Raw genomic sequence first — 23,778 nt, 5'->3', positions numbered from 1 at the left:
TCTCCTGAATTTGGGCAATAAGAAGCCCGGCGGGTTTACGCCATTAATTTCTGTTGTGGATTAATTCGGCATGGTTAGCCGTTTGGGAAATAAGCTCACCACTGCACGAAAATGATTCATTGCTTTCACCAGTTCCCGCTTTTCGTCAGTAGTCAGATCACTAATATTGACGCCGTGACGTTCTGCCGGAATTTTTGCCATATAAAAAATGGCTGCCAGTGCCCGCTCATTCTGTTTATTATTTACGTCGCGCGGATCGCGCATATCATTAATAAACCTTTCAAGCTCCGGCTCAATATTCAGACCAAACACTTTAGCCCTCAATTCCGCAATATGATTCAATGCTTCCAGTCTTTTACCGGGGCTTAATGGAACAGTCGCCGCAGCACCTTCAATAGCCATGATTTCCCCTGTTTGGTAGCGGACAGGTCGACCAGCAGTGCATCCTGAGAGTGGCACGGGTGCCAGCGCTTGCCATCCTTCCCCATGATCCAGCCGTGACCGTAGTGCATTGCCGGGCTTTGCTTTACGAGAAGTGACGCGAAAGAGGGTTCTTTAGTCAGCATAACCACCTCAGATCAGACCGAACGAAGCGCCGAGGCCCGTCACGGTATCCACCGCATTTGCCATCGCAGGGTTGGCCTGCAAACGCGCCTGCATGGAGATAGCAGCCAGTGACATAAGACGCATAACGGAGTTAATGCTGCTGATAACATCCCGGCGGCCTGCGGTGGTTTTCACATCACCCGATACGGCACCGGCAGCAACACGTCCGATTTCAGCAGTCGCGCTCATGACGTAGTGCGGCAGCTTCTCTTTTGCCACTTCGTTCATCGGTACGCATGGCAGGCAGTGAATCTGAGCCAGAAAGCCGTCAACCAGCGTGGAGTCCTCAGTAAGATCGGTAAGTAGCCAGATTTCCGACGGCGTGAGCTGATGCGGTTGCTCCGGGTTCAGTTTGTTACGCAGCGTCTGGACGTTCATTCCCGCACGTTCTGCCAGCTTCGCCATGTTGTGACGCAGCGCAAAAGCCCTACAGGCTTCGTCAAAGTGCGGATGTTTGGAAATACGATAATCAAACATGATTCATCCTTACCATTGCCATAAAGTGAATTACGAACCAATAACAAGTTGAAAACGTGAATGACCCAGGGCTTTACGCATTTGCTCTTCTTTCCAGCGAAAGTAGTAAATACGGATGGGACCACCGGCTTTTTTACAACCCTTTCGTATTGTGCGCGGTTCAATTGGCACGCAAGGATTATCACCAGTTGTCCAGCGATAAGCAGTACGCTCGGAGACACCTTCCAGCTCAGCAAACTGCTGCAGGGTAACGATGGGTGCAGGTACTTTGATGATTGCGATTTCAGAAGCCATGATGCATGATTCCCTATTTACTGTTTTAGACAATGTTGGCCTCTCATTCCCCAATGTTTGCCAACATACACACCTCACTGATGAGCAATGTAATTAACTTTTGAGCATTGGTCAACATGGAAAACACTAATGAGCATAAACAAAAACACTTTTGAGCCTCTAACTATCCTTGACAGGATCATCTCTGTTTATGGCTTCAGCCAAAAATTGCAGCTCGCAAATCACTTTGAAATGTCACCAAGTTCCCTGCAGAACCGATACACACGCGGAACTATCTCTTACGATCTAGCGGCGTTCTGTTCGCTTGAAACTGGTGCAAGTCTCAGATGGATTCTGACCGGAGAGGGGGAACGATTCGAGAACAGCCCTTCAATCACTGATTCTAAAAAAATGGACCTTTATATTCTCGATGATGGTGTTTTAGAAAAAAATTCCACATTGAGCATTGACCCTAATATTTTGAGTAAGCAGTTATCAAAAGGGATTGCTGTTCGAGCAGAAGGAAAGTTGCATTTCGTTGATCAAGATTCCCCGCATTCCGATGGCCTATGGTTGGTAGATATTGAAGGAGCAAACAGCATTCGCGAGTTAACCATTCTCCCCGGCAGGAAACTCCACGTTGCAGGTGGGAAAGTGCCCTTTGAATGCGGCTTTGATGAGATAAAACTGATTGGTCGTGTGGTGGGTATCTACAGCGAGGTTAACTGATGGCGATCCGTAAAAACCCTGCTGGCGGCTGGATTTGTGAGCTTTATCCGAACGGGGCAAAAGGCAAACGCATCAGAAAGAAATTCGCCACCAAGGGCGAGGCGCTGGCGTTCGAACAGTACACTGTTCAAAACCCGTGGCAGGAAGAAAAGGAAGACAGACGCACGTTAAAAGACCTAATTGACTCATGGTATAGCGCTCACGGTATTACCCTGAAAGACGGTCTCAAACGCCAGTTAGCGATGCATCATGCTTTTGAGTGTATGGGCGAACCGCTCGCACGCGATTTTGATGCGCAGATGTTTTCCCGCTACCGGGAAAAGAGGCTAAAGGGTGAATATGCACGTTCAAATAGGGTTAAAGAGGTATCGCCTCGGACGCTTAATCTTGAGCTGGCCTACTTTCGCGCAGTGTTCAATGAGCTTAATCGGCTTGGCGAATGGAAAGGAGAAAACCCGCTAAAAAATATGCGCCCTTTCCGCACGGAAGAAATGGAAATGGCCTGGCTAAATCAGGAACAGATCGCCGTGCTACTTGCTGAATGCCATCGCCATGAAAATCAGGATTTGGTCAATGTGGTCAAAATTTGCCTTGCGACTGGCGCACGTTGGTCTGAAGCCGAGCAATTGAAAAAAAGCCAGCTCACAAATTTCAAAATCACTTATATCAACACGAAGGGTAAAAAAAACCGCACCGTTCCTATTAGCAAGGAGCTATTTAACACGCTACCAGATGACCGAACAGGTCGGCTATTTAGTGATTGTTATGGCGCGTTTAGGTCTGCTCTTGAGAGAACAGGTATCGAATTACCGGCAGGGCAACTGACCCACGTTCTGCGCCACACATTCGCCAGTCACTTTATGATGAATGGTGGTAATATTCTGGTCCTGCAACGCGTTCTCGGCCATACCGATATTAAAATGACGATGCGATATGCCCACTTTGCCCCTGACCATTTAGAAGATGCTGTTAAGCTAAACCCATTGGCGGTGAGTGGCGATAAAGTGGCGGTAGAAATGGCGCATAATGGGTAATTGGTGGCAAACAATGACAACCTATGTCAATGATAAATAATGCAAACTATTGATTTTCGGTTGTTACCGTATGAACTCATAATCGCTTGGTCGCTGGTTCAAACCCAGCAGGGGCCACCAATCAAATCAATAACTTACATAAGACCCATCGCTTAAGCTGCTTCATCAAGGATACCTATAGGATACTTTCAGTAGCCTGTAGACGTGACTGAGTCATAGAAGGATTAGCTGATGTGGGATGTATCTAAAGCCGTGGCGCATTTGCGCAGCCACGCGTTCTCAGCCAGTACCGGTAATTGTGCAAGAGCTGTGCGTGAAGCAATTCAGGCAGGCGGAATACGTCTGACTCCTACGCATAGCGCAAAGGATTATGGTGCCCGCCTGGAATCTGCCGGTTTTCGCCCACTGCCTGACGGCATGTTCCCGCGGGCTGGTGACGTTGTGATTATTCAGCCGATACCTAATCACCCGCATGGTCATATGGCTATGTATGACGGGCACCTGTGGATATCGGATTTCAGGCAATATCACGGTTACTATCCCGGCCCCTCTTACAGAACCATTCAGCCCCCGTGTAAATTTTACCGGCACCCATAAGGCAGGCCATCATGAGATTCAGACTTGTATTAGCTCTGGGCGTCTCACTCATTTGCGCAATGCTCCCGACCACTTCATCGGCCACGCCACAAAATCCTGAAACTTTCGTCAGACAGTTCTATGAGTGGTACATCGGCGCAGACAAGAGCGCAACGCCTGCCGAAAACAGCCCGGGAATGTACCGGTTTGTTGCAAAAGGCACGGCTGACAGGATCAGGGAAGAAATCAGGCGAGGCAGCCTGCCGGATAATGTCGCTTACTTCACTAAAGTGCAGGATTACGATCCGGCAGAATGGCTTTCCAGCATGGATATTCATCGGGCATTATGGCTGAATAATGGCGTTTCAGTTGTTGCTGTCAGTTTCGGCAAAAAAGACAAAACTGATATTGTGCTTTTCCTTCATCAGTCAAAAGACGGCCTGAAAATAATCAAAGCCGATAACACGTTACCTTACCCCTGACCCTCCCCTTTGCCCGGTACTGAAATATTATCAACAGTGCCGGGCTGCCACAGTTACCGATGGCAGTTGCATCAGAAATAGACACCCTGTCACAGGGTGCGTATACTCATTGGATACTCAATAAACAGAGGTAATGTTATGCGCACTCAAGCTATTCTGCAGCGATGGGGAAACTGCATCGCTCTGCGTATCTCCGGCAATCTGAGGACTATTCCGGGCTTTAGCGCGGGTGAAACGGTTGCTGTTGAAGTCAGCGATAAGGGGCTGATTATCCAAAAGATGCCTAAAGCTCGCCCGACTGAGGCCAGCCTTCTTGAAGGCCTCAGCGCCTATACTGCGCATGCGGACGAAATGGCAGCGCCGGGCAACAGGGAGACGGAATACTGATGTATGTTCCTGAACGGGGTGATATTTGCTGGCTCGATTTTGAGCCGGTCAAAGGGAAGGAAATAGGGAAATACCGCCCAACCCTTATTCTGTCGCATGCCACCTACAACAGGTTAACAGGGCTGGTGATATGCATTCCAATTAGCACCAGCATCAGAGGCGCACCAACTGAGGTGCCGGTGACCAATCTCGACAAGCCCTGCGTCGTGGCGACAACGCTAATCCATACTCTCGACTGGCGCGAACGTAAAGCGAAGCTGTTAACACGATCTGAACCCGGGCTTTTCGATGAAGTACTGATGCGGGTTATTCCATTAATGGGCGGAGAGCATTTACTCGCCTGATGCTCACCCTGTACGGGCATCATGGCAGGCATGCAGGCGGACGATGCGCTTTCCGCTTCGTGGATAGAGCGTCGTTTTCCTGGCTGATAATGGCATCAATTTCTGTCCGGGTACGAAACGAAATCCCGCAGTAAAGGTTGTTGCACTGATGAAACGCGGTGCGGACGCAGTTTTCACCAATATCCGAGTAACGATCACGCGCTGAACAACCGCACTTTGGGCAACGGTAAGTCATAAATTACTGCCTCCGCATCTTTTCCGGCATAAAGGCCATTATGTGAGGATTATCTCACCGGCGCGTATTTTATGCCGGAAAAGAGCGGCCCGGCAACCCGGCCAGCCCGCTCTCAGTCAGGACGCTTTTCCGTCATTCCCCCATTTAATGCCCTCGACCAGACACGCACACCCGTAGTCTTCAACCACGTACGCTTCATTGCGCGAATCATAGATCGCCACCCGGTTATACGGCGATTCATCAGCAACGAGGCGGCGATCCGTGTTCCGCTGCCAGTACATTGACAGATTTTCAAACGTGGTAATCAGTGCTGCATCTGCCGGGAAGAACGGCACACCGAAAGCAGGAAGCCCGCCCAGCGTCTGGTTTTTATCCAGTACCATCCAGCTCAGTATCTCCCGGTTAGGTGCCGGAACGGTGCCGAGGCCATTAATCAGAGGAAAATATTTGCGGGTGAGCATGTCACGGCCACAGATCACTACAAGCTCTTCCGAGTCCACATACCAGGGATCGAGCAATGACCTGTACGCCTCCATCAGCAGAGAATCTATCGTACCGTAGTCGCCAGGGCTTACGATGCGGTTATCCGCGTCTCGCCGGGACACCGAGACGCCGCTGATAATCCGTTGTGAGGCGTTACTGCGCATATGCTGAAGCCAGCCCGTGTTGACGTCCTGAAGCAGCGGATTTTTATCAATGTCGGATTTGGCGGCATGTGTAACCCCATTGAACCCAGTCATGATGCGATGCAGCGCTTTTCGGATCGTAATCTGGCTTTCTATCCGCTCTTCAAAACCATCAAGGCAGGCCCAGCTGTCCAGCTGGCTGAAACTGATGAAAGTATCGGTATTGACCTGCTCGCATCGGTAATCATCAGAATCAAGGGTGACAACCGGACGCGGCTCGCGCCGCGCCTGGCTGGCCGTTCCTGTCGCCGCAAGGGGTGAACCCACACCCAGCCCCAGCTTTTCCGACTGCTGCTCATCAACGGCGACAATATTAATCCGGCCAAGCAGTGCCGAACTCTCCTGCATGCGGCTTACCGCACGCTGGCTGGCTGAAGGCTCAACGCTGAAATGCTGCGCGGGGCATGCGTCCGCTTCTTCACTGCCATTTTGCTGATGCAGCACCCAATTCTGAAACCGGTGCCGTGTCTGGTTTTTCATGCCGGGCCTCAGTAGTCAACATAAACGGTGTCCGGCTCGTTTTCGCCGCCGTCGCGCTGCCCTGAGAAAAAATGGCCGCCACGGTGACCCTGCGTCCGGTCAACAAACGAGGCTGCGTGCGCCGGCGTGCCAAAATGCATCAGACCGGCGTCACAGCAGGCCAGTACGTGCTGCTGTAGTTCAGCACAGGTCAGGGTGAAGCACTGCCCCTTTAAGTTAATCGTGACTGTTTTACTCAGAAATGACATTCCTGAATGGCTGTGTTTCATGGGTTCAAGGCCCAGCGCAAGGCGGCGTTTGAGTTCGGGGGTTTTTCTCCATCATGGACTGCTGAATCGGAGAGGGAACGTGGCGGATCGCCTTCGTGACTTCAAATGGCAGCCTGCCGGGAAAAGCGGCCAGCGCCGGGCTGGCGTCCGCGTTCTGCTCAACAGCTGCCAGCGCCAGCGCCTGATGATCGCCGCGTGCGAATGCGCTAAAAGTGCGGGTAAGCATATCCACCGCTTCACGCTCGGGCAGGCCCGCCAGCTGATAGAGTCCGACAAGCTGCCGGTGCGTATGGTGATGGGCGTGGGCGGCGCGGGAAGCCGACACCCGGTAATCCAGAACTTCCAGCGCCTGCGCCTCAATCATTGGTCCGAGGCGTTCGACCTGCCGTTCAGCCTGGGCAATAACGTTTTCAAGCGCTTCTGCTTCTTCCGTCACTATACCTTTACCGGCCGTCATTGCGGCCTCCCATTGGCGGCTGGCTTCTGCTGACTTTGATTTAGCCCTGTCCCGTGAGGCTTCAAAGTTATGCAGGGTCTTTTCTGCCTCAGTCAGAATCTGCCAGGCCTGTTCAAAAGCCTGGCGTGTCTCATCAAGCTGCCGGACGCCTGAAAGGTGAGGTTCATTTTGCGGCTGTGCATTATCGGCCAGAGTGCTTTTATCCACGGTTTACTCCTTCAGATGTAGTCTTTACGCCTGAAAGGGTGTCACAGCCGGAAGGCGAAGGCGCGGGCTTTACGGTGTCGCCGCTCTCCGACAACGAAAAAGTGACATTCACTTATGGGCGGGTTCTCTATGATGTGCGCTGGCAACCATCATTCAGGAGTCCTTATGTCCGCACCCCGCCGCACCCGGAAAACCATCATGAAATCGATACGCATCCCGCATGAAACTGACCAGATCATTACCCTTCTCAGTCAGCAGTCGGGGGAGTCGTGGGCAGCCTGCGCCAAAGTTCTGCTCAGGCGGGCTGCACGGGAAGCCCTGATGCGTAGTGAGCCATAACGCAGCAAAGAAGTAACGGCCGGCAGAGTGCATGACCCGCTGAAGTGCCCCGGCTGTTCGGTGCTCGCTACGCTGTGCTCCGCCTCACCCGTGACACTTAAGCGGTGCCGGTTAACTTCTCGCCGGGCTGGCTCCTGCACTGATGACCTGCCCGCCCGCCTCTGCTTCCGCACTAATCCTCCTCGCCCTCACACCGCCTGTAAGGCGCTGTGAGGGCTCCCCGCTCAGGCCATCCGCCATCACGAACACACCACTTCGAGGGCGACATAGCGCCGCCTGCATGGTAGAAGCGCGCATTCTGGCGCAAGCTAAAACCTGCCATTCAGCCCCCGTAACGGGCGCGTGTCCCCCACCACACCCGCACGCGGTTTATGCATGAAATTGTGCAGCTTTCAAATGTAGCGATACCGCGCCAGCTCTGGCGCGGCGGGCAACTCAGCAGATAAATTTTACTTGCGATTTTGTGCACTGACGTGCACCGGAAAAAGTGACGCGCCATCATGCCGCGCTGCGAAACATATGCGTCAGCCTTGCGGTCAAAGATTTTGCAGAACCGCTTACCGTTGCGGCCGCGCGGTCGCACATCAACCCGATAGCGACCATCTTCCAGCCAGGCAATGCTCACGGTCCCACCTCCTGTGCAACTGGGTTCAGTGTTATGGCTTCCTGTAAAAAGTCCGGCGCGAGGTGAGCGTAGGCCATCGTCTGCCGGACAGAGGCATGCCCCATGATGCGCTGTAGCGCCAGGATATTTCCGCCATTCATCATGAACCAGCTGGCGAACGTGTGCCGCAGCACATGCGTTGCCTGACCGCGCGGGAGATCCGGCTTCACTTCCCTGAGCTTCCTGCAAAAACGCTCATAGTCCACGCTAAATAGCGGGCCGCTTTCGCAGGTTTTGATCTCCCGCTCAACGGCTGGCGATACCGGCACCGTTCTCTTCTTCCCGTTTTTGGTTTTAAGAAACGTCACCCGGCCGTTAATAACCTGCCCGGCATGAAGTGTGCTCGCCTCACTCCAGCGCGCACCTGTGCTGAGACACAGCAGAGCCACCCGGCGATCGTCACCGTTCATCGTTTGAAGAAGTGCTGCTATTTCCTGCCTGGAAAGATAAGTCATCGCAGGCGGCCGCTCCTGCAAGGGGGTGAGGCCTTTACAGGGATTCCCGCACCGCAACTCACCCAGGCGAATCAGTGTACTGAACACCCCCGACAGGCGATATAAATCACGGTTGATGGTTGCAGCACTTATCCCGGCAGCAAGCCGATCACTGCGATGCGCGGCGAGCATTTTTCTGTTTAACCGGTTCACCGGCAGGTTGCCCAGATGCCGCACCGTTTTTTGCAGGTGGCGACGTTCAGTCGCGCCGTTCTCCATAGTCTGACCGTGCAGGAGCCACCATGCATCCAGCAGGCCAGACAGCAGGCGGCGGTCTGACGGGCCCCCTGCCCATTCCAGGCTTTCTGCGTGCGCCTGAACGTGACGCTGAAAAGCGACGGCCTCAGATTTGCGCTGAAAAATACGCCTTATTCGCCTGCCGCTTATGCCTTTTGGGCGAAGATCGACAAGATAGCGACCGTCTTCCTGCTTGATAATCCCCATAAAGTTCTCCTTTGATAAGACCGTCATCAGGGCGGCATCAAAGCCACTCATCATCTTCCGCCGCGGTGCAGCGGTAACATCCGCGCCCCTGAACTGGATTGCACGCATCAACAACAACTCCGCACCATGGGCAGCACCTTTCAGCTGGCACAATCACCAGTTCATTGCCGTTTCGTATCTTCATTTGCCGGTACGTGCCCAGGCGAATGCCTTCACCGCGAATCAGCAGCACGGCCAGCCTGTCGCTGTAGATCACTGCGTTAAGTTCACACATTTTCCTGATAGCGGAGCGCAGCATTGCCATCTGCGTCTCTGAAACGGGCAGTTCAGACGGCCTGTTACCCGGGCGTTCCGGGTCATCTTTTGGCCTGCCAAAATCTGGCGGCGGCATGCGGTGAAGTTTCTGCCTTAACTGCCTGCGCTGATGTGGCGACAGGGTGCTCCAGTCGGGCAGGCTGTGGGTTGTTTTTTCATCAGGCGGACAGTTATTGCCACGAGTCCAAGGGGCCGCAACGCCGGCTGCGGTTTTTGGCCGCCCTCTTCTTCAGCGCGTTTAGGCACAACTTTCCATGTTTTCAGCCGGGTCAACACGGGCGCACCGGGCCCTGTCGCCGTGGCATAAACGCCTTTAATCGACTGCGTTTCCTCGCCAAAGGCATTACAATTTTCATCGGGCTGATACCAGACACGCACGGTAAGTGCGTCACGTTTAACGAAGGGGCCGCCCTGGGCATCGGTGTACGCAGCCCATTGACCGGCATCAGCCGCAGCATGTACGGCAGCAAACGCCTCGCCCGCACCATGAGCGCTTTGCAGATCAGCCAGGCGGCGCAGTTCGCGATAAACCGTGACGGGTGCACCGCCAATAAACTGAAACTGGCGGATACGCCAGCGGGCCGCCCAGGCCGAGACGGCCATCGCCGTTTCCTTCAGCGGCTTTCCGCTTTCATGATCCCGCTCGCCTTCGAGCGCATAGCCATCAATGTTTTTTGCTACGTATTTAGCGATATAGCCTGTCGCGCTGCCTTTTGCTGGATCAATGGCTTCCGCATGAAAACGCGCTTTGCGTGCGCGGGCGCTGTTCAGCTCATCGCTGTCCTGCTGGCAGGCATAATCACGCAGGATCTCACTTACCCGACTGACGTCCTCAGGGCGCATAAACATCAGCATGTGCCAGTGCGGTGTACCATCGTGATGAGGCTCAGCAACGCGCAGACCAAAAATACTGATGTTATTTCGATGCAGTTTGGCACGGACTCGCTGCCAGAGCGTGCAAAGATAGCGCTGCGTGTCCGCCGGGCTGGCCCCGTTCCATTTCGCATTGCGGTGGCCCGTTTGCAAGGTGGCGTGATAGCGAGAGGGGGCGGTTAAAGTATAAAACTCCGCCCGGAAGCCCATATTTTGACAAAGGGTTTCAAAGCCACGAATGCGTGTCATGAGTTCCGCACGACGAATGGCTGGATTGGCCACACTGCCGTCATATTTTTCGATCAGGCTGATTCGGTTCCCCTCCTCATCTTCCAGATCCATACTCTGCAGGAAGTCACGAGTGCGTCGACGCTGTTCCCGCCATTCCGCGACCGCCATCGGACTGGCATAAGGTGACCGCTTTTTGCTGACGTTGGCTAAGGCAATATGCAGATGTTCTCGCCAGAAGGCGCTGAGACGACGCAACTGTCCTTTCCACCATTTCTCTGCCTGCATACGCAGGATGGCGGCGGTAACATCGTCGGGACAGAAGAAGCGAGTACTGACTGTTTCCCAGAGCGGTGGCGTTTGTCCCAGCTCACGGGTGATGATAGCCGCGGTTGTGTAAAGGTGATGGACATAACGGTAATCCGTCCTGTCACTGATGCTGGCATGCAACTGCACCAGTTCTGCATGAATAAAGCTGGCAATATCGCCCGCGAGTAAATCAACATCAGCACGGGACATATCCGGCAGGCGGTTAAACCGCTTCATCAGTTCCCACAATGTGCCGGCCGCTCTGGCTGCACCTTGCGGGCACGACAGCGTTCGGGATAGCTGCGCCACGATGCCGGGACGCATGGCATGCAACTGGTAGCGCTGGTTGACTGACTCAACACGCGGTAATGTACGCTCAATAAAGGTTTTTGCTAAGTACGCATTAGCCCGGGCTGTGCCCTGTTGCTTTTCAAGTAACGCCATGCGACGCCGGACGTCCAGTTGCACCATCCTGGCCTGGGCCATTAAGGGTTTTCTGCCCATGCAGCCACGCCGCAATCAGGCGATCGCGGTGTTGCTGCTGGTCATAAGTGGGATACGGGCTGGCAATCGCCAGCCGGGGGGCATTCCACGGGTAAGCAAAAATCATCATCGCGCCTGTCCGTGGTGAAGACGTGTGCGTAACTCGCAGACTTCCTGACAGGACAGGCAGCGGGTGACACCCTGAACGGCGCGACGGCGCGCCTCGGGAATCGGTGCATCACACTCTTCACAAAACGAAGCGCTGATTGCCACGGGCCGTTGCGTGACCTGGGCAATATTGTGCGCCAGGATTTCTTCGCTGCGCTGCTGCGCGACATCAATGGTATCGGCCATCAGCGCAGCGCTCCTGATTCGTTTTCATAACGTTCAGCTTCGTTGCGCAGCAGTTCCGCAGCCTCAATGCCGTTTAATGTCTGACGCGTAATATGCGCCGCCATAACATTCAGCCGTCTGGCGACCGCCAGTGCGCAGGCTTTTCTTTCGTTATCAAGCAGTTTGTTGAGGGTAAAGGTTGTGGCGTCATTCAGTGAATGGGTTTCGCTGTTCATCATTTCTCTCCAGATTTTGGGCAAAGTCATGCCCGACGGGTTTACGTCATTGCGTTACGATTAGGTGGTTTATTCAGGCAAAAAGCAGTCCGCCGTTGAGAACTGTCGCGGCAATATCTTTCCCCAGCGCGCCAGCTTGTTCATCGCCTTGATGATGCGTTCACGACGTAACTGATCGAAACACTCGAAAGGTTTGCCAATATCTTCCTGCCTGAAACTGCCGGGCCAGTCACGATTGACCAGCGTTAAAACACAGAATTTGAAATCGTCATTTTGGTGATTGAAGTACCGCAACGCAGGGTTACGGTTGCGGTCGCGCAGCAAGCGCCAGCGCTGACGAAATTCATCAAAGGTCATCTTTTCGCTGCTGCCGTTGTCAAAACGCGCTTCAGCATGCGAAGCGGATAGCGGGCTTTTTATCTGGACGGTGCGACTCATTGTTTTCCTCCGATAAAGTTTGCATCGGGTTTGACTGACCAGTCGCCACCGTCACTGACATCATGGTGTCTGTACCTGATGACGGATTCGCGCCTGTCTCATCGCTGGCTTTTGTTAAGCATTAAGCGAAACGGTAATAAAACTGGCCTCAGTGTCAGCACGACAAGGCGTTAAACCACTTTCACTCACATCTTGCGTGCAATCGCGGCGCTTACCGACACAATCGCCCTTGTTGCCTTATCTCACCGGTGCTGACCGTTACACGCAGACAGGTGAGCGACGCGATAAGGTTCCGGCATGACGATTGTAAAAATGGGCCTCATCAGGCAAAATCTTTCGTTATCTGATAAAGCCGCCTGCTGCTGCATCAACCAAAGGCTAACTAAAACCGGAGGATACTTAGACTAAATCTAAGTGCCAATGAAAATGAGCGTTTATACTAATTTCAAATTTCCGAACTCGAGCGCTGAAGCTCTGGATCGCGTTGTCGATGCCTATGGCTTTACCATGAAAATGCAGCTTGCAGATCACCTTGGAATTGCCGCAAGCAGCCTGTCTGCACGCTATAAACGTGATGTTTTTCCGTCAGATATCGTTTTGCAGTGCGTTATGGAAACGGGGGCGGACTTGCAATGGTTGATTACGGGTAAAGGAAGCAAGTTCTCAGAAAGCAAACCTGACACACCGACACTGATTAGAAAAAAACTAATCAGCGGAAAAATCGAAGATGCGGGTTATGTGATGCTGGATAAAGCCTTATATGCGCCCCTGAAGCAGGAACCGCGCAACGCTTTTTTACTGTTGGCCGAAACCACGCAATACATCATCGATACTGACTTCGAAGATATGCATGACGGCGTCTGGTTGGTCGAAATCGAAGGCACAGCCAGCGTCAGAACGCTGACGCGTATTCCGGTCAGGAAAGTCCACGTCAGCGGGATTGGCGTGGCCTTTGATTGTGGGATTGATGACATCAAACTGATTGGCCGGGTTGTACTGACCATTCAGTGACAGGCCTGATCGCGGGGATGTCCTGTCGTGAGGCTGGGGAAGCCAGACTCTGTGATATAAAAAAGGGGCGTTACCGCCCCTGCTAAGCGATCAAACCTGAAATGCTTCAACCATGCCGCGTAAGGCGTGCGCCTGCTCTGACAGGGAGTGCGAGGCGGATGAGGATTCTTCAACCAGCGCCGCGTTATTCTGGGTGACCCCATCCATCTGACTGACGGCAACGCTGACCTGCGAGATCCCCTGCATCTGCTCTGACGAAGCCATTGATATTTCATCCATCGCGCCCGCCAGTGCATTGACCATGCCAACGACCTTCAGAATACTTTCTCCGGTCCCGGCGGCGACATGAACGCCGCTATCCACCTGTTCCACCGCATGTTCAATCAGTTCCTTGATCTCTTTTGCGGCAGTGGCGCTACGCTGTGCCAGGATTCTGACCTCGCCAGCGACGACGGCAAAACCGCGCCCACCCTCGCCCGCCCGCGCTGCCTCAACCGCCGCATTTAACGCCAGGATATTGGTCTGAAATGCAATACTTTCAATCACGCCTGTGATGTCGCGTACTTTTGTCGCGCTCAGGGCGATGTCATTCATGGTATGAGACATCCGCTGCACTTCGGACTCGCCGCTGCGCGCCAGGGTTGCAGCCTCGCGGGCAACGGTAGCCGTGTGTTGTGCACTGGCCGTATTGCTCTTCACCGTGGCGGTGAGCTGTTCCATACTGGCCGCCGTTTCCTGTAGGGCGGCAGCCTGCTGTTCAGTACGTGATGACAGCTCAGTATTGCCCTGAGCGATTTCATCGGATGCCGAGGCGACCGATCCGGCGGTCTCTTTGATTTGGCTAACCAGACGACGCAAACTGGTCTGCATATTCGCCAGAGAGGCGAGCAGACTGGTTGAATCGTTGGCACGCAAGGTGACCGGTGCGGTTAAATTGCCGCCGGCAATCGCCGCAGATAATGCCTGCGCCTGAGCAGGTTCACCACCGAGCTGACGCATCAGCACGCGTATAATCATATACCCCGCTGCGACGGAAACGACCACCGACAGAGAGGCAAGAATCAACAGAATCAGCGTGGCCCGGCGCACATTTTGACTGGTGATTTCAACGGACTTTTCACTGTCTTCCATTTGCAGCCTGGTCATCTCTTTCAGCGACTCAAGTAATTGCCCTTGCAATGGCCGAACCGTTTTTATCAGATAAGACGTCGCGTCCTGCTGCTTGTTTTGTAAGCCAAGCTGGCCGGCATGTTCCAGCGCCGCCAGCACCGGGCCCTCGCTACTTACTATCTTATCAAAGGCCTCTCTGGCCTTTGGCGTTGAATCTCTGGCAACCATTGCAGCCAGACGCTCACGGTTCTCTATATAGCTCGCTTTTTGCGTGACAATACGTTGCCACTCTCGCTGCATTTGGTCGGGATCCGTAATCAGGGCAAGGTTACGCACAATGACGGCCATGTCACGTAACCCACCGTACATGTCCATCCCCACACGGTATTTCTTCATTTTGACATTTACGGCTTCATCCATGCCGTTACGGGCATTATTCATACCGGTATAGGCCACTGAGGTACAGATAATAAACAGCGTAATTAAAAGGCCAAAACTCATCGTCAGGCGCGTTGAAATTTTCATTATGGACTCCCTGCTTATGGTGAAAAACAGGTATCGGTTAAAAAAGTAAAATCCACAGTAAAAATTAATAAGCCCGCAATAAAAAAAATAACAACTCATTGATAATTATGAATTTTTAATAAAAATAATGGCTTTGTTGAATAATAGGTAATCATTCTGTTTTGTCTGCACTGTTTTGGTAGAAAACGCTGATGCCAGACAGAACACCGTCATACGCAAGCATGTAATGCATTGATTTTATGTTATCTGAAACAACCGTTTTCATAGTACCACAGCATAAAATCCATTTATTCAACAAAGCCGATAAAACGATGAAACATTCAGTGAATTTCGCGCTGTCGGCGGTGGTTGCGCTGGCACTGGCAGGTTGCGCGCAACCTGCCCGACAGCAGGCACAGCAGCAACTGGGGCAACAAACGGTCCTGGCCCTGAACTGGTTCCAGCAGTCCGGCGAATATCAGGCCCTCTGCTGGCAGGCATTCAACAGCGCCCGTCTGGCCTTTGATCAATCGGCTTCGCTGGCGGGCAAGCCTAAAGCGGTCATTGTCGATTTAGATGAAACTATGCTGGACAACAGTGCCTATAGCGCGTGGCAGGTGAAGAATGGCCAGCCTTTCAGCGACAAAACCTGGTCAGCCTGGACACAGGCGCGGCAGGCAAAAGCGGTTCCCGGCGCGGTGGAATTCGCCCGCTACGTCAACAGCCATGGCGGCACCGTTTTTTACGTTTCCAATCGCGATCAAAAAGACTATGCCGCCACGGTGGCCAACCTGCAGCAGCTTGGCTTCAGCGGAGTCAGTGAGAAAACGGTCAGCCTGAAAACCGACTCCTCAAACAAGCAGGCGCGTTTCGATGCCATTAAAAATGCGGGCTACAATGTCGTTTTATATATCGGTGACAACCTGAATGATTTTGGCGGCGCAACCTGGCATCAGGGTAACGCGCAGCGTCGGGCATTTGTCGACAATAATCACGCGCTTTTCGGTACGCAATTTATTGTTTTACCCAATCCATTGTATGGCGACTGGGAAAGCGGCATGGCGGAAAATTACAATAAGCTGACACCACAACAACAGCTTTCCGTTCGTGAGGCGCGCCTCAACGCCTGGAACGGTAAATAAAATGTCAATATGAAGCGCCTGCACTGGGCGGGCGCCTTCACGTTGGCTCAAATATTTACTTACATCCGTCACTATTTTCACGCAAATTAAATTAACTATCTCTCGCTTTAATTTACCCCTTCATTAAGACGGATTCACTGCCTGCATTAAATAAAGGCGGTTAATCGTGCTATTCATAAATTATGCATTTAAGACTAATCCTGGTCTGTGGCGTCGCTGTTATTTTAATTACTTAGTTCGCTATGAAAGTTTTGTATTTATTTGTCAATTTATAAATCATGACGTGAATTTTATGTGCCTGATTTTAAATGAATAAAATTAAAATAACTGCAAAATTTGGTGGTGTGACCTCTTAATCTTATTTACGTTTTGATGACGTTAGTTGAATAAAGTCTTACACAGGTAGGCAGTATTTTGGCGCGTGTAATATTCCGGGTGCATTGAAAATGATAAGCGGCTATAACCTTTTAATGTGATGGAGTTCAGGTTTCATTAGCCCCTCGGCCAAATAAGGTGAGCGGGTTCACTCCGTGGTTCGCCTGGAAATGATATTCCCGGTAGTTAAGAGAAGATGATTGTGACGACACTTAAACCCTTATTAGCGAAAAATCGCAGTTGGGCCTTACAGCGCCGCCAACGTAACCCCGCCTATTTTGAAAAATCGCTCTATCAGCAAAAACCGCATTCATTATGGATTGGCTGCTCAGACAGTCGGGTACCGGAGGAGGTGTTAACGGGTTCCCATCCTGGCGAGCTGTTTGTTCATCGTAATATCGCCAATATGGTCGTGGCGGAAGACGACAACCTGCTGAGTGTTCTGCAATATGCCGTCTTCTTTCTTGGCGTGAAGCGCATTGTATTAAGCGGTCATTATGGTTGCGGCGGCGTTCAGGCGGCTCTGAATCTGCCTGGCAGTCCGTTAGCGACGGAGGATTCTGCACTGGCGCGTCGTATTACCTGTTTGCGCGACGGCCTGGCAAGCCATCTTGGCGACCCGACGGCGCAGGAAACAGAGGGTGAGAAACTGAACCGTCTGGTAGAGGCAAACGTGCGGGTGCAGTTTGCCAGGCTGGTGGCTTCCGACCCTGTCCGTCAGGCCTGGCAATCTGGTCAGGAACTGGATGTGTTTGGCTGTGTTTACGACCTGCAATCGGGTCATCTTAAAGAGTTGATTCAGCAATCTGCAGAGGAGTCTTCACCATGAATCTGGATACGTTACGCCGCGATGTGCCGGCAGGGCTGGTTGTGTTTCTGGTCGCACTCCCGCTCTGCCTCGGTATTGCTCAGGCCAGCGGTTTACCGCCTTTTGCCGGCTTACTGACCGGTGTGATTGGCGGGATAATCGTGACATCACTCAGTCCGTCACGCTTCGCCGTCAGCGGTCCTGCGGCAGGACTGGTCACTATCGTGGTCGCCTCGATGGCCACGCTGGGAAGTTTTTCCGCGTTTCTCACTGCGCTGATCATCGCCGGGCTTTTACAGTGCCTGTTTGGTCTGCTGCGCGCTGGCCGTTTTATTGCACTCGTGCCCGGTAGCGTGATTAAAGGTATGCTGGCGGCGATTGGCCTGCTGCTGATCATGCAGCAAATACCGGTGGCGCTAGGAGCCGGCGGCAGCGTAAAACTGGTGTCGCTGGTAAACGGTGAAATGACCTTTTCGCTCTCGGCGCTGTTGGTGTCGTTGGTGGGCTTGTTCATTTTGTTTGCGTGGACAACCGGCCCCATCAAGCGCATCAAGGCGATAGCCTGGATCCCGGGTCCGCTCTTTGCGGTTCTGTTTGGCTGTGGGGTGACAGTATTGGGGGCGCGACTGTTCCCGTCACTCACCGACGCCTTACCGCGTATTTCACTGCCCGCTTTTGACAGCGTTTCGGCGATGATAGCCGAACTTGAAACGCCGGACTGGATGGCCTGGCAAAATCCGCAGGTGTGGGTTGTCGCGGTGACGCTGGCGCTGGTGGCCAGTCTGGAAACGCTCCTGAGCCAGGAAGCCCTGAAAAAGCTACGTCCGCAAAATCCTGCGCCATCGCCCAACAGAGAAATGTTTGCTCAGGGCATTGGTAACATAACGGCGGGCTTCTTGGGTGCAATGCCTATCACGGCGGTTATTGTTCGCAGCTCAGCAAACGTCAACGCAGGCGCACAAACCAAATTGTCCATTTTGCTTCATGGTGTGATGTTGCTGATTTGCGGTATGTGGTTTAGTGAGATGCTGAATGCCATTCCGCTTGCCAGTCTGGCTGCGGTCCTGCTCTATACCGGTTATAAGCTGGCTGCACCGCGACTGTTTATCGAACAGTTTCGTATGGGCGCACAGCAGTACGTCCCGTTCCTGGCGACGATTATCGGAATTATCACGTTGGGAATGCTGGTGGGAATCGGCATAGGTATTGCCACTCAAATTATCTACAGCATCTACAAGAGTCATCGCAACGCCTTGCAGCTTACGCGCTATGACGACCACTATGTGCTGCGTTTTCAGCAAAATTTGACGTTTTTACACAACCCTAAACTTCAGGGCCTGCTGGAAAAAATTCCCGAAAATAGCGTGGTAATTGTTGATAACGATAATGCAGAATACATCGATCCGGATGTAAAAGCCGTGTTGAAAGATTTTGGTGAAAATGCTGATAAACGAAACATACGTCTGAGTCAGTGGCCGGTGGCGGTGAAATAACCAGACATCGGTATTCTGGAATTTACAGCAGAAAAATCGGATATCTCGGATATCCGATTTTTTTATTTGTAAGAAATAATAGGCAGGGATGTCTGCCAGCCCATTCGTTACCGGTAACCTGTTTCAATACCCTGACGTTCGCCTGTTTACTGTTGTTTTTCTCTGAATGGCGCAGACACGAATCAGGCTTTAATGATGATGATAACGCCACATACTTTGTGGGCGGCGAGATAGTGAGCCTCTTTGTGACAAGGTCCGGACGTATGCGCGCTAAGCTGTTTGAAGAGCATAATGCTAAAAAGAGTGCCTTCTGGCTGTTTATGATTACGCTGATGTTTTGTTTCGTTGGCGGTCATCTGCGCATTCCCCACGATTTATCCCTGTTCTGGCCGGTAAACGTGTTTATTGCCGGTATGATGCTGCGTTATCCCTTCCTTCACCGAACCCGTTTTTATCTTATTTGCTTTTGTGCGATGGTATTTAACGATACGGTCTTTTCGGGCTGGACGTTACCGGCATTTACGCTCAATGTCGCCAATATTCTGTTTATCCTGATATGCGTACTAGTGATGGGAAAACAGTATCAGCATGATTCCAGCAGTGAACGCATCTCGAATGCCTTACGGATCTTCCCCGCCTGCCTGCTGGCGGCGTTCGGTTGCGCCACCTGGGGCGCACTGGCACAGGTAGGCAGTGTCAATGCCGTGTTCGCCGATGCCTGGATGAACTGGTTCAGCGAACAGTTTTCGACCGGCTTAATGCTGTTGCCGTTTCTGTTGACCCCAAACTGGCGCGTGATGTTCTCAGGGCTACGGGTAAAGGTGGGGACGATTCTGCCGCTTATCGCCGTGGGGCTGTCCTTAACGACGGGTGCCTTAATGGGCGGCGCAGGCAGCCTGACGCTGCCGGTGCCGGCGTTAATCTGGTGCGCCATTGTCTTGCCCATCCCGCTCACCAGCCTGGTGACACTGATAACCGGCATCAGCCAGATCATTTTGGTTTCCCATGGCGTCATGCATATCCAGGGCGATTCAAGCCTGCTGCCCATCAGTCATCTGACGTCAGCGCGACTGGGCGTGGCTACGCTTGCCATCAGTCCTCTGATTGTGGCGGTCAGCGTGGATGCTATCCGTCAGCTCAATGAGCGGCTGGCTCTGCGCGCCGATTACGATTTTCTTACCCAGTTATTATCACGCTCCGGCCTGTATGAAAGACTGCGTAACGAGCCCAGCTATGCGCAACGTCAGGTCGGCGTGATCCTGCTGGATGTGGATTACTTTAAATCAGTCAACGACAATTTCGGCCATGATGCGGGCGACAGCGTGCTGGAAGAGATTGCCCGCCGCATTTCGCCGCTGGTTGGCAGCAAAGGGCACATTTGCCGTTTTGGCGGAGAAGAATTTGTGGTGGTGCAGTTCGATCTGTCTCCAGAGAAAATCTATTCGCTGGCGGAGGGGATTCGGCAGAGCATTGTCCGCGAGAAATTTGTGCTGCAGGGCAATGCCGTCACGGTCACGGTCACGGTGAGCCTGGGCCTGGCAAACGGCGAAGCCCAACCGGGTACGGCCTGGGCTGAGACGATTAACAACCTGATCTCCGCAGCCGACAAAAATCTCTATATTTCCAAGCGAAATGGCCGCAATCAGACATCGCCGGGCAAAGCCCATAATGAAATGACCAGCGACGTTGCCTGAGCAGGTCGCTGGACGCACATTAATGAATACTGGTTTTCAGCAGGGCGCTCTGTTGATGGCGTGCGATAGTCAGTTCAATCAGTCGGGTAATCAGGTCCTGATAGCTCAGGCCCGCCGCCTGCCACAGTTTGGGATACATGCTGATATTGGTGAAACCGGGTAGTGTATTCACTTCGTTGATCACGATTTCGCCTTCCTCGGTATAAAACACGTCGACACGCGCCATGCCAAAGCATTCCAGTGTGGTAAATGCCTTAATCGCTACCTGGCGAATCGCCGCATCGACGTCCGGTGGGATGGCGGCAGGAATCACTGTTTGTGCGCCGGTTTCGCTGATGTACTTTGTGTCGTAGGAATAGAAGCCTTCTTTCACCACCACTTCGCCACACGGGCTGGCCTGTGGCTCTTCGTTACCCAGCACCGCACATTCGATCTCCCGGCCTTTAATGGCTTTTTCAATCAGGGCCTTACGATCGAACGTAAACGCCATTTCCAGCGCGGGCAGGAGCGCTGCGGCATGGGTCACTTTACTTACGCCTACCGAAGAGCCCTGATTGGCAGGCTTAACAAACAGCGGCAGGCCGAAGCGGGCGATGACGGCTTCGGTGTCCAGTTGGTTCAGTTGTGAAGACGTGACGCTCAGCCAGGGGGCAACCTGTAAGCCGGCATCGCGTAACAGGCGCTTGGTGAAATCCTTGTCCATGCTGACCGCCGACCCCAGCACATCCGACCCGACAAAGGGCAGCGACGCCATGCGCAGTAACCCCTGCAACGCGCCATCTTCGCCTTGCGTACCGTGAACCACCGGAAAAATGACATCCAGCTGTGACAGGGAATGCGCATCGTCACGGGCAATGAGTGGCTGCTCAGGTTCGCCGGGAATCAGGGCAATCTGTTTTGCCGTGCGATTGAGGGCAATCAGTGACGGATTTTCTGCATTCAGCAGGAAGCTGGAGGCGTCATTGAGGTGCCATTGCCCTTGTTTGTCGATACCCAATAGCACGACCTCAAACCGGGTCTTATCAATGGCATCAACGATATTTTTTGCTGACTGCAACGACACTTCATGTTCTGAAGATTTCCCGCCAAAGACGATGCCAACCCGCTGTTTTTTAATCAAAGGTATCCACATAAACGCAAATCACTACCATAGCATGCGCATTGTCATAAAAAACAGCCGGACGAACGTGAGCGCCTTCTGTTGTGCGTCGTGATCAGCACGCCGGGCAAGGTCGGAGAGAAAAGAGCAGACACGCGATTCAGACCGGTTGCGACGCTTCATTACCTCGCAAGGAGTAGCGCCTGAATTTCCTTCAGCGTACTCCTCAACACGGGGTTAACGAACTGACGTATATTCAAAAAAATCTGTCATCGAATAACTGGCTGATTTTGTTTAAGGCAAAATAATTAACTACTCTTATAGCGGTATTGCGTGCGGGGCCACTATGATTGATGCCGGTTCAGATGACGCCTCAACACGGTGAGAATCTGCACACAGGTAAAAAAGTGTCGCTTGTTGCCTGCGGATGAATTCCGCCACTCATTCAGTACTGTAGAGAACAAAAGTGACGTTTATTCTGCCCTTTGTCTGGCTGATTAGCGTTTACTATCTGCATAATTTATTCTCAGCACATCCCGTTATGTATCGCAGAAAAATCCATCTTCGAACGTTACTCACCGCGTTATCGATAGGAAGTGTCATTGTGACTTCCGGCTTGCTGCTGGGCGCGCTGTTTCTTTTTCAAAAAAGTAATATTGAAGAGTCGCTGCTGGACAGCAATATTGCCTATGCCCGTAAGCTGGCGGACACCACCGATCACTATCTTGCCATTGCCCAACGTGAACTGGCCTGGAGCGCCGATCAGATCGCTGACCTGAATAACGTTCAGCTGTTACATCGCGAAACTACGCGCCTGTTACAACAGTCAGGTTTTTTCAACTCGGTAGTCGTGCTGGATAACCATTCCATTATCGCCTCCCTCTCGCCTGAAAGCCTGTCTCTGCTGGGTGTTAAGGTGGACACCGCTGAAACGGAACAGGCGAATAAGCTACAAAAACCGTTTATTTCTTCGCCTTTTATCTCACCCTCGGGCAACTATGTGGTCTTTATCTCGCATCCCCTGTTTGCGCATGACGGTCATTATCTCGGCTTTATTGGGGGAACGATTTACCTGAAAAAACAGAGTATGTTGAGTGACATCCTGAGCCAGCATTATTACGGTGATGGCACATCGGTCAGTATTGTCAGTGATGATGGCACGATTATTTTCAGTCAGGATCCGACGCGTGTCGGGACGCGCATGGCGTTAAGTCAGCCGTTACAGAAACGCCTGGCGGCCACGATGAGCGGCCAGTTTATGGTTCAGGACGCGGGCAAAAAGTACCTTATCGGTTACGCCAGCCTGCAAAAAACGGACTGGAATATCTTTATGTCCGGTACATCAGAAACGGTAAATGGCCTGATGATGCATACGGCCAGAAATGCCTTCTGGTTTATTCTGATCATCATCGTCCTGACTGTAAGCGTCACATTTAAACCGTCTGTGCAGCGGGCTCCGGTTCCGGGAAAATAGTGTCCATCATTTTTTAATGGACACTATCGCGTGAAACACCGGACATGGCTCCTTGAGGCGCTTCGCCTCCATTTTGATGAAAAGCTGCCGCGTATTGAGGCCGGGCGCAGGCTGGGTATCCCCAAAACCACGGCCTGCGATCTCTTTGTTCGCTTCAGGAAGGCCGGTCTCTCCTGGCCTTTGCCGCCACGAATCAACGCCAAAATTCTGGATAAGCGCCTTTACCAACAGGCATCCCGAAAATCGTCCGTTCTTCCCGTCGTCCCTGCTCCCTGTGAAATCCCTGTCGCCCGCAAACGACCACGACGCCCCAACTTCCCCCGCGACTTCAAAATCGCCATGGTGGAGCAGTCGATGCAGCCCGGCGTCAGCGTGGCACAGCTTGCCCGCGAAAATAACATTAACGATAATCTCCTGTTCAACTGGCGGCGACTTTATCAGCAGGGGCTGCTGGCTGCGCGGACAGATGCGCCGGTCATGTTGCCCGTGACGCTCGCTGCTGAATCAGGCCCCGGACAGCCTCATCCACCGTCCGTTCAGAGCGACGATGCCCCCTGCTGTGAGCTGGTTCTGCCCGCCGGCACGCTTCGTATCAGCGGAAAGCTGACGCCAGAGCTGCTTCAGATGCTTATCCGGGAAATGCAGGGGAGTTCGCGGTGATATCACTTCC

General features: G+C 52.7%; 28 protein-coding genes and 2 pseudogenes. 13 read left to right on the top strand and 17 right to left on the bottom strand.

What is annotated here, in order from left to right:
- Window positions 1-60: 60 nt before the first annotated feature.
- Genes F7Q90_RS01220 through F7Q90_RS01205 form a run of 4 tightly spaced genes read right to left on the bottom strand, consistent with a single transcriptional unit; the run spans window position 61 to window position 1,377 of the window.
- Complete coding sequence (locus F7Q90_RS01220) at window positions 61-402, bottom strand: DUF5347 family protein (RefSeq protein ID WP_151160734.1); 342 nt, start codon at window positions 400-402, stop codon at window positions 61-63.
- Complete coding sequence (locus F7Q90_RS01215; protein WP_151160732.1) at window positions 366-566, bottom strand: phage filamentation protein Fil family protein; 201 nt, start codon at window positions 564-566, stop codon at window positions 366-368. Before F7Q90_RS01215 ends, F7Q90_RS01220 begins: the two co-directional genes overlap by 37 nt.
- A gap of 7 nt (window positions 567-573) precedes the next feature.
- Complete coding sequence (locus F7Q90_RS01210) at window positions 574-1,083, bottom strand: phage regulatory CII family protein (protein WP_151160730.1); 510 nt, start codon at window positions 1,081-1,083, stop codon at window positions 574-576.
- Window positions 1,084-1,113: 30 nt separating this feature from the next.
- Entirely contained in the window at window positions 1,114-1,377 is a 264-nt protein-coding gene (locus tag F7Q90_RS01205) for a hypothetical protein (RefSeq protein ID WP_151160728.1), read from the bottom strand.
- Window positions 1,378-1,506: 129 nt separating this feature from the next.
- Here F7Q90_RS01205 and F7Q90_RS01200 point away from each other — a divergent pair, with 129 nt between their 5' ends.
- The 5 genes from F7Q90_RS01200 to F7Q90_RS01175 all read left to right on the top strand — a co-directional run bounded on the left by F7Q90_RS01200 (window position 1,507) and on the right by F7Q90_RS01175 (window position 4,908).
- On the top strand, window positions 1,507-2,085 hold the full coding sequence (locus F7Q90_RS01200; protein ID WP_151160726.1) for a phage repressor protein CI: 579 nt from the start codon (window positions 1,507-1,509) through the stop codon (window positions 2,083-2,085).
- Window positions 2,085-3,119, top strand: a complete 1,035-nt coding sequence (locus F7Q90_RS01195; RefSeq protein WP_151160725.1) for a phage integrase — start codon at window positions 2,085-2,087, stop codon at window positions 3,117-3,119. Before F7Q90_RS01200 ends, F7Q90_RS01195 begins: the two co-directional genes overlap by 1 nt.
- A gap of 608 nt (window positions 3,120-3,727) precedes the next feature.
- A complete protein-coding gene (locus tag F7Q90_RS01185) occupies window positions 3,728-4,177 on the top strand; it encodes a DUF3828 domain-containing protein (protein ID WP_080577322.1) in 450 nt (149 codons plus the stop codon).
- A gap of 138 nt (window positions 4,178-4,315) precedes the next feature.
- On the top strand, window positions 4,316-4,564 hold the full coding sequence (locus F7Q90_RS01180; RefSeq protein ID WP_044241473.1) for an AbrB/MazE/SpoVT family DNA-binding domain-containing protein: 249 nt from the start codon (window positions 4,316-4,318) through the stop codon (window positions 4,562-4,564).
- Window positions 4,564-4,908 (top strand): type II toxin-antitoxin system PemK/MazF family toxin, encoded by a 345-nt coding sequence (locus F7Q90_RS01175; RefSeq protein ID WP_044241475.1) that lies wholly within the window; start codon window positions 4,564-4,566, stop codon window positions 4,906-4,908. The genes F7Q90_RS01180 and F7Q90_RS01175 overlap by 1 nt, the downstream gene beginning before the upstream one ends.
- Before the next feature lie 19 nt (window positions 4,909-4,927).
- On the opposite strand, the gene F7Q90_RS27780 is transcribed toward F7Q90_RS01175, so the two are convergent.
- The 4 genes from F7Q90_RS27780 to F7Q90_RS01155 form a co-directional block, all read right to left on the bottom strand.
- Window positions 4,928-5,143 carry an ogr/Delta-like zinc finger family protein gene (locus tag F7Q90_RS27780; RefSeq protein WP_071988733.1) on the bottom strand — a complete coding sequence of 72 codons (216 nt, stop codon included), beginning with the start codon at window positions 5,141-5,143 and terminating at the stop codon, window positions 4,928-4,930.
- A gap of 116 nt (window positions 5,144-5,259) precedes the next feature.
- Window positions 5,260-6,309 carry a phage major capsid protein, P2 family gene (locus F7Q90_RS01165; protein ID WP_006118214.1) on the bottom strand — a complete coding sequence of 350 codons (1,050 nt, stop codon included), beginning with the start codon at window positions 6,307-6,309 and terminating at the stop codon, window positions 5,260-5,262.
- 8 nt (window positions 6,310-6,317) lie between these two features.
- Window positions 6,318-6,557 carry a hypothetical protein gene (locus F7Q90_RS01160; RefSeq protein WP_044241477.1) on the bottom strand — a complete coding sequence of 80 codons (240 nt, stop codon included), beginning with the start codon at window positions 6,555-6,557 and terminating at the stop codon, window positions 6,318-6,320.
- 25 nt (window positions 6,558-6,582) lie between these two features.
- Complete coding sequence (locus tag F7Q90_RS01155; RefSeq protein WP_006118216.1) at window positions 6,583-7,242, bottom strand: hypothetical protein; 660 nt, start codon at window positions 7,240-7,242, stop codon at window positions 6,583-6,585.
- A gap of 165 nt (window positions 7,243-7,407) precedes the next feature.
- Between F7Q90_RS01155 and F7Q90_RS26555 the strand changes: the two genes are divergently transcribed.
- The gene (locus F7Q90_RS26555) at window positions 7,408-7,581 is read left to right on the top strand and encodes a hypothetical protein (protein WP_156879145.1); all 174 of its coding nucleotides are present in this window, start codon (window positions 7,408-7,410) and stop codon (window positions 7,579-7,581) included.
- A gap of 322 nt (window positions 7,582-7,903) precedes the next feature.
- Here F7Q90_RS26555 and F7Q90_RS01150 read toward each other — a convergent pair whose 3' ends face one another.
- From F7Q90_RS01150 to F7Q90_RS01125, 7 genes and pseudogenes are all read right to left on the bottom strand, one after another.
- The gene (locus tag F7Q90_RS01150) at window positions 7,904-8,206 is read right to left on the bottom strand and encodes a hypothetical protein (RefSeq protein WP_006118217.1); all 303 of its coding nucleotides are present in this window, start codon (window positions 8,204-8,206) and stop codon (window positions 7,904-7,906) included.
- Window positions 8,203-9,183, bottom strand: a complete 981-nt coding sequence (locus F7Q90_RS01145) for a phage integrase (RefSeq protein WP_006118218.1) — start codon at window positions 9,181-9,183, stop codon at window positions 8,203-8,205. The genes F7Q90_RS01150 and F7Q90_RS01145 overlap by 4 nt, the downstream gene beginning before the upstream one ends.
- A 37-nt stretch (window positions 9,184-9,220) precedes the next feature.
- Window positions 9,221-9,574 (bottom strand): hypothetical protein, encoded by a 354-nt coding sequence (locus tag F7Q90_RS26550; protein ID WP_006118219.1) that lies wholly within the window; start codon window positions 9,572-9,574, stop codon window positions 9,221-9,223.
- A gap of 90 nt (window positions 9,575-9,664) precedes the next feature.
- Window positions 9,665-11,521 (bottom strand): annotated as a pseudogene (locus F7Q90_RS01140) (replication endonuclease); the annotation flags it as partial.
- Window positions 11,518-11,745 (bottom strand): TraR/DksA C4-type zinc finger protein, encoded by a 228-nt coding sequence (locus tag F7Q90_RS01135; RefSeq protein ID WP_006118222.1) that lies wholly within the window; start codon window positions 11,743-11,745, stop codon window positions 11,518-11,520. The gene F7Q90_RS01135 and the pseudogene F7Q90_RS01140, both read right to left, overlap by 4 nt.
- Window positions 11,745-11,963 (bottom strand): DUF2732 family protein, encoded by a 219-nt coding sequence (locus tag F7Q90_RS01130; RefSeq protein WP_006118223.1) that lies wholly within the window; start codon window positions 11,961-11,963, stop codon window positions 11,745-11,747. Before F7Q90_RS01130 ends, F7Q90_RS01135 begins: the two co-directional genes overlap by 1 nt.
- A 66-nt stretch (window positions 11,964-12,029) precedes the next feature.
- Window positions 12,030-12,398: a hypothetical protein gene (locus F7Q90_RS01125; RefSeq protein WP_006118224.1), complete on the bottom strand. Its 369-nt coding sequence runs from the start codon at window positions 12,396-12,398 to the stop codon at window positions 12,030-12,032.
- Window positions 12,399-12,824: 426 nt separating this feature from the next.
- On the opposite strand from F7Q90_RS01125, the gene F7Q90_RS01120 reads away from it, so the two are divergent.
- The gene (locus F7Q90_RS01120; RefSeq protein ID WP_006118225.1) at window positions 12,825-13,409 is read left to right on the top strand and encodes a phage repressor protein CI; all 585 of its coding nucleotides are present in this window, start codon (window positions 12,825-12,827) and stop codon (window positions 13,407-13,409) included.
- A gap of 90 nt (window positions 13,410-13,499) precedes the next feature.
- Here F7Q90_RS01120 and F7Q90_RS01115 read toward each other — a convergent pair whose 3' ends face one another.
- Complete coding sequence (locus tag F7Q90_RS01115) at window positions 13,500-15,044, bottom strand: methyl-accepting chemotaxis protein (protein ID WP_006118226.1); 1,545 nt, start codon at window positions 15,042-15,044, stop codon at window positions 13,500-13,502.
- 311 nt (window positions 15,045-15,355) lie between these two features.
- On the opposite strand from F7Q90_RS01115, the gene F7Q90_RS01110 reads away from it, so the two are divergent.
- The 4 genes from F7Q90_RS01110 to F7Q90_RS01095 all read left to right on the top strand — a co-directional run bounded on the left by F7Q90_RS01110 (window position 15,356) and on the right by F7Q90_RS01095 (window position 20,535).
- Window positions 15,356-16,165 (top strand): 5'-nucleotidase, lipoprotein e(P4) family, encoded by an 810-nt coding sequence (locus tag F7Q90_RS01110; RefSeq protein WP_006118227.1) that lies wholly within the window; start codon window positions 15,356-15,358, stop codon window positions 16,163-16,165.
- A 571-nt stretch (window positions 16,166-16,736) separates the two neighbouring features.
- On the top strand, window positions 16,737-17,369 hold the full coding sequence (locus tag F7Q90_RS01105) for a carbonic anhydrase (protein WP_006118228.1): 633 nt from the start codon (window positions 16,737-16,739) through the stop codon (window positions 17,367-17,369).
- The gene (locus F7Q90_RS01100; protein WP_006118229.1) at window positions 17,366-18,841 is read left to right on the top strand and encodes a SulP family inorganic anion transporter; all 1,476 of its coding nucleotides are present in this window, start codon (window positions 17,366-17,368) and stop codon (window positions 18,839-18,841) included. Before F7Q90_RS01105 ends, F7Q90_RS01100 begins: the two co-directional genes overlap by 4 nt.
- Window positions 18,842-19,104: 263 nt before the next feature.
- The gene (locus tag F7Q90_RS01095; RefSeq protein ID WP_006118230.1) at window positions 19,105-20,535 is read left to right on the top strand and encodes a GGDEF domain-containing protein; all 1,431 of its coding nucleotides are present in this window, start codon (window positions 19,105-19,107) and stop codon (window positions 20,533-20,535) included.
- 19 nt (window positions 20,536-20,554) lie between these two features.
- Here F7Q90_RS01095 and ddlA read toward each other — a convergent pair whose 3' ends face one another.
- Window positions 20,555-21,652, bottom strand: a complete 1,098-nt coding sequence (gene ddlA, locus F7Q90_RS01090) for a D-alanine--D-alanine ligase (RefSeq protein WP_044241568.1) — start codon at window positions 21,650-21,652, stop codon at window positions 20,555-20,557.
- Between the two features lie 523 nt (window positions 21,653-22,175).
- On the opposite strand from ddlA, the pseudogene F7Q90_RS01085 reads away from it, so the two are divergent.
- Together F7Q90_RS01085 and tnpA are read left to right on the top strand one after the other, a co-directional pair.
- Window positions 22,176-23,060 (top strand): annotated as a pseudogene (locus tag F7Q90_RS01085) (cache domain-containing protein); the annotation flags it as partial.
- Window positions 23,061-23,138: 78 nt separating this feature from the next.
- Window positions 23,139-23,768 carry an IS66-like element accessory protein TnpA gene (gene tnpA / locus F7Q90_RS01080; protein WP_044241253.1) on the top strand — a complete coding sequence of 210 codons (630 nt, stop codon included), beginning with the start codon at window positions 23,139-23,141 and terminating at the stop codon, window positions 23,766-23,768.
- The last annotated feature ends 10 nt before the right edge of the window (window positions 23,769-23,778 follow it).

The organism is Pantoea stewartii subsp. stewartii (assembly GCF_008801695.1).
Taxonomy (GTDB): Bacteria; Pseudomonadota; Gammaproteobacteria; order Enterobacterales; family Enterobacteriaceae; genus Pantoea; species Pantoea stewartii.
Note: the sequence above shows the minus strand (reverse complement) of the source record. Positions and strands in the feature narration are given on the sequence as shown.

Coding starts and splice junctions, on each gene's coding strand:
- F7Q90_RS01220 (WP_151160734.1), bottom strand. CDS start 402: ATGGCTATTGAAGGTGCTGCGGCGACTGTTCCATTAAGCCCCGGTAAA.
- F7Q90_RS01215 (WP_151160732.1), bottom strand. CDS start 566: ATGCTGACTAAAGAACCCTCTTTCGCGTCACTTCTCGTAAAGCAAAGC.
- F7Q90_RS01210 (WP_151160730.1), bottom strand. CDS start 1,083: ATGTTTGATTATCGTATTTCCAAACATCCGCACTTTGACGAAGCCTGT.
- F7Q90_RS01205 (WP_151160728.1), bottom strand. CDS start 1,377: ATGGCTTCTGAAATCGCAATCATCAAAGTACCTGCACCCATCGTTACC.
- F7Q90_RS01200 (WP_151160726.1), top strand. CDS start 1,507: ATGAGCATAAACAAAAACACTTTTGAGCCTCTAACTATCCTTGACAGG.
- F7Q90_RS01195 (WP_151160725.1), top strand. CDS start 2,085: ATGGCGATCCGTAAAAACCCTGCTGGCGGCTGGATTTGTGAGCTTTAT.
- F7Q90_RS01185 (WP_080577322.1), top strand. CDS start 3,728: ATGAGATTCAGACTTGTATTAGCTCTGGGCGTCTCACTCATTTGCGCA.
- F7Q90_RS01180 (WP_044241473.1), top strand. CDS start 4,316: ATGCGCACTCAAGCTATTCTGCAGCGATGGGGAAACTGCATCGCTCTG.
- F7Q90_RS01175 (WP_044241475.1), top strand. CDS start 4,564: ATGTATGTTCCTGAACGGGGTGATATTTGCTGGCTCGATTTTGAGCCG.
- F7Q90_RS27780 (WP_071988733.1), bottom strand. CDS start 5,143: ATGACTTACCGTTGCCCAAAGTGCGGTTGTTCAGCGCGTGATCGTTAC.
- F7Q90_RS01165 (WP_006118214.1), bottom strand. CDS start 6,309: ATGAAAAACCAGACACGGCACCGGTTTCAGAATTGGGTGCTGCATCAG.
- F7Q90_RS01160 (WP_044241477.1), bottom strand. CDS start 6,557: ATGTCATTTCTGAGTAAAACAGTCACGATTAACTTAAAGGGGCAGTGC.
- F7Q90_RS26555 (WP_156879145.1), top strand. CDS start 7,408: ATGTCCGCACCCCGCCGCACCCGGAAAACCATCATGAAATCGATACGC.
- F7Q90_RS01145 (WP_006118218.1), bottom strand. CDS start 9,183: ATGGGGATTATCAAGCAGGAAGACGGTCGCTATCTTGTCGATCTTCGC.
- F7Q90_RS26550 (WP_006118219.1), bottom strand. CDS start 9,574: ATGCCGCCGCCAGATTTTGGCAGGCCAAAAGATGACCCGGAACGCCCG.
- F7Q90_RS01135 (WP_006118222.1), bottom strand. CDS start 11,745: ATGGCCGATACCATTGATGTCGCGCAGCAGCGCAGCGAAGAAATCCTG.
- F7Q90_RS01130 (WP_006118223.1), bottom strand. CDS start 11,963: ATGATGAACAGCGAAACCCATTCACTGAATGACGCCACAACCTTTACC.
- F7Q90_RS01125 (WP_006118224.1), bottom strand. CDS start 12,398: ATGAGTCGCACCGTCCAGATAAAAAGCCCGCTATCCGCTTCGCATGCT.
- F7Q90_RS01120 (WP_006118225.1), top strand. CDS start 12,825: ATGAGCGTTTATACTAATTTCAAATTTCCGAACTCGAGCGCTGAAGCT.
- F7Q90_RS01115 (WP_006118226.1), bottom strand. CDS start 15,044: ATGAAAATTTCAACGCGCCTGACGATGAGTTTTGGCCTTTTAATTACG.
- F7Q90_RS01110 (WP_006118227.1), top strand. CDS start 15,356: ATGAAACATTCAGTGAATTTCGCGCTGTCGGCGGTGGTTGCGCTGGCA.
- F7Q90_RS01105 (WP_006118228.1), top strand. CDS start 16,737: ATGATTGTGACGACACTTAAACCCTTATTAGCGAAAAATCGCAGTTGG.
- F7Q90_RS01100 (WP_006118229.1), top strand. CDS start 17,366: ATGAATCTGGATACGTTACGCCGCGATGTGCCGGCAGGGCTGGTTGTG.
- F7Q90_RS01095 (WP_006118230.1), top strand. CDS start 19,105: ATGCGCGCTAAGCTGTTTGAAGAGCATAATGCTAAAAAGAGTGCCTTC.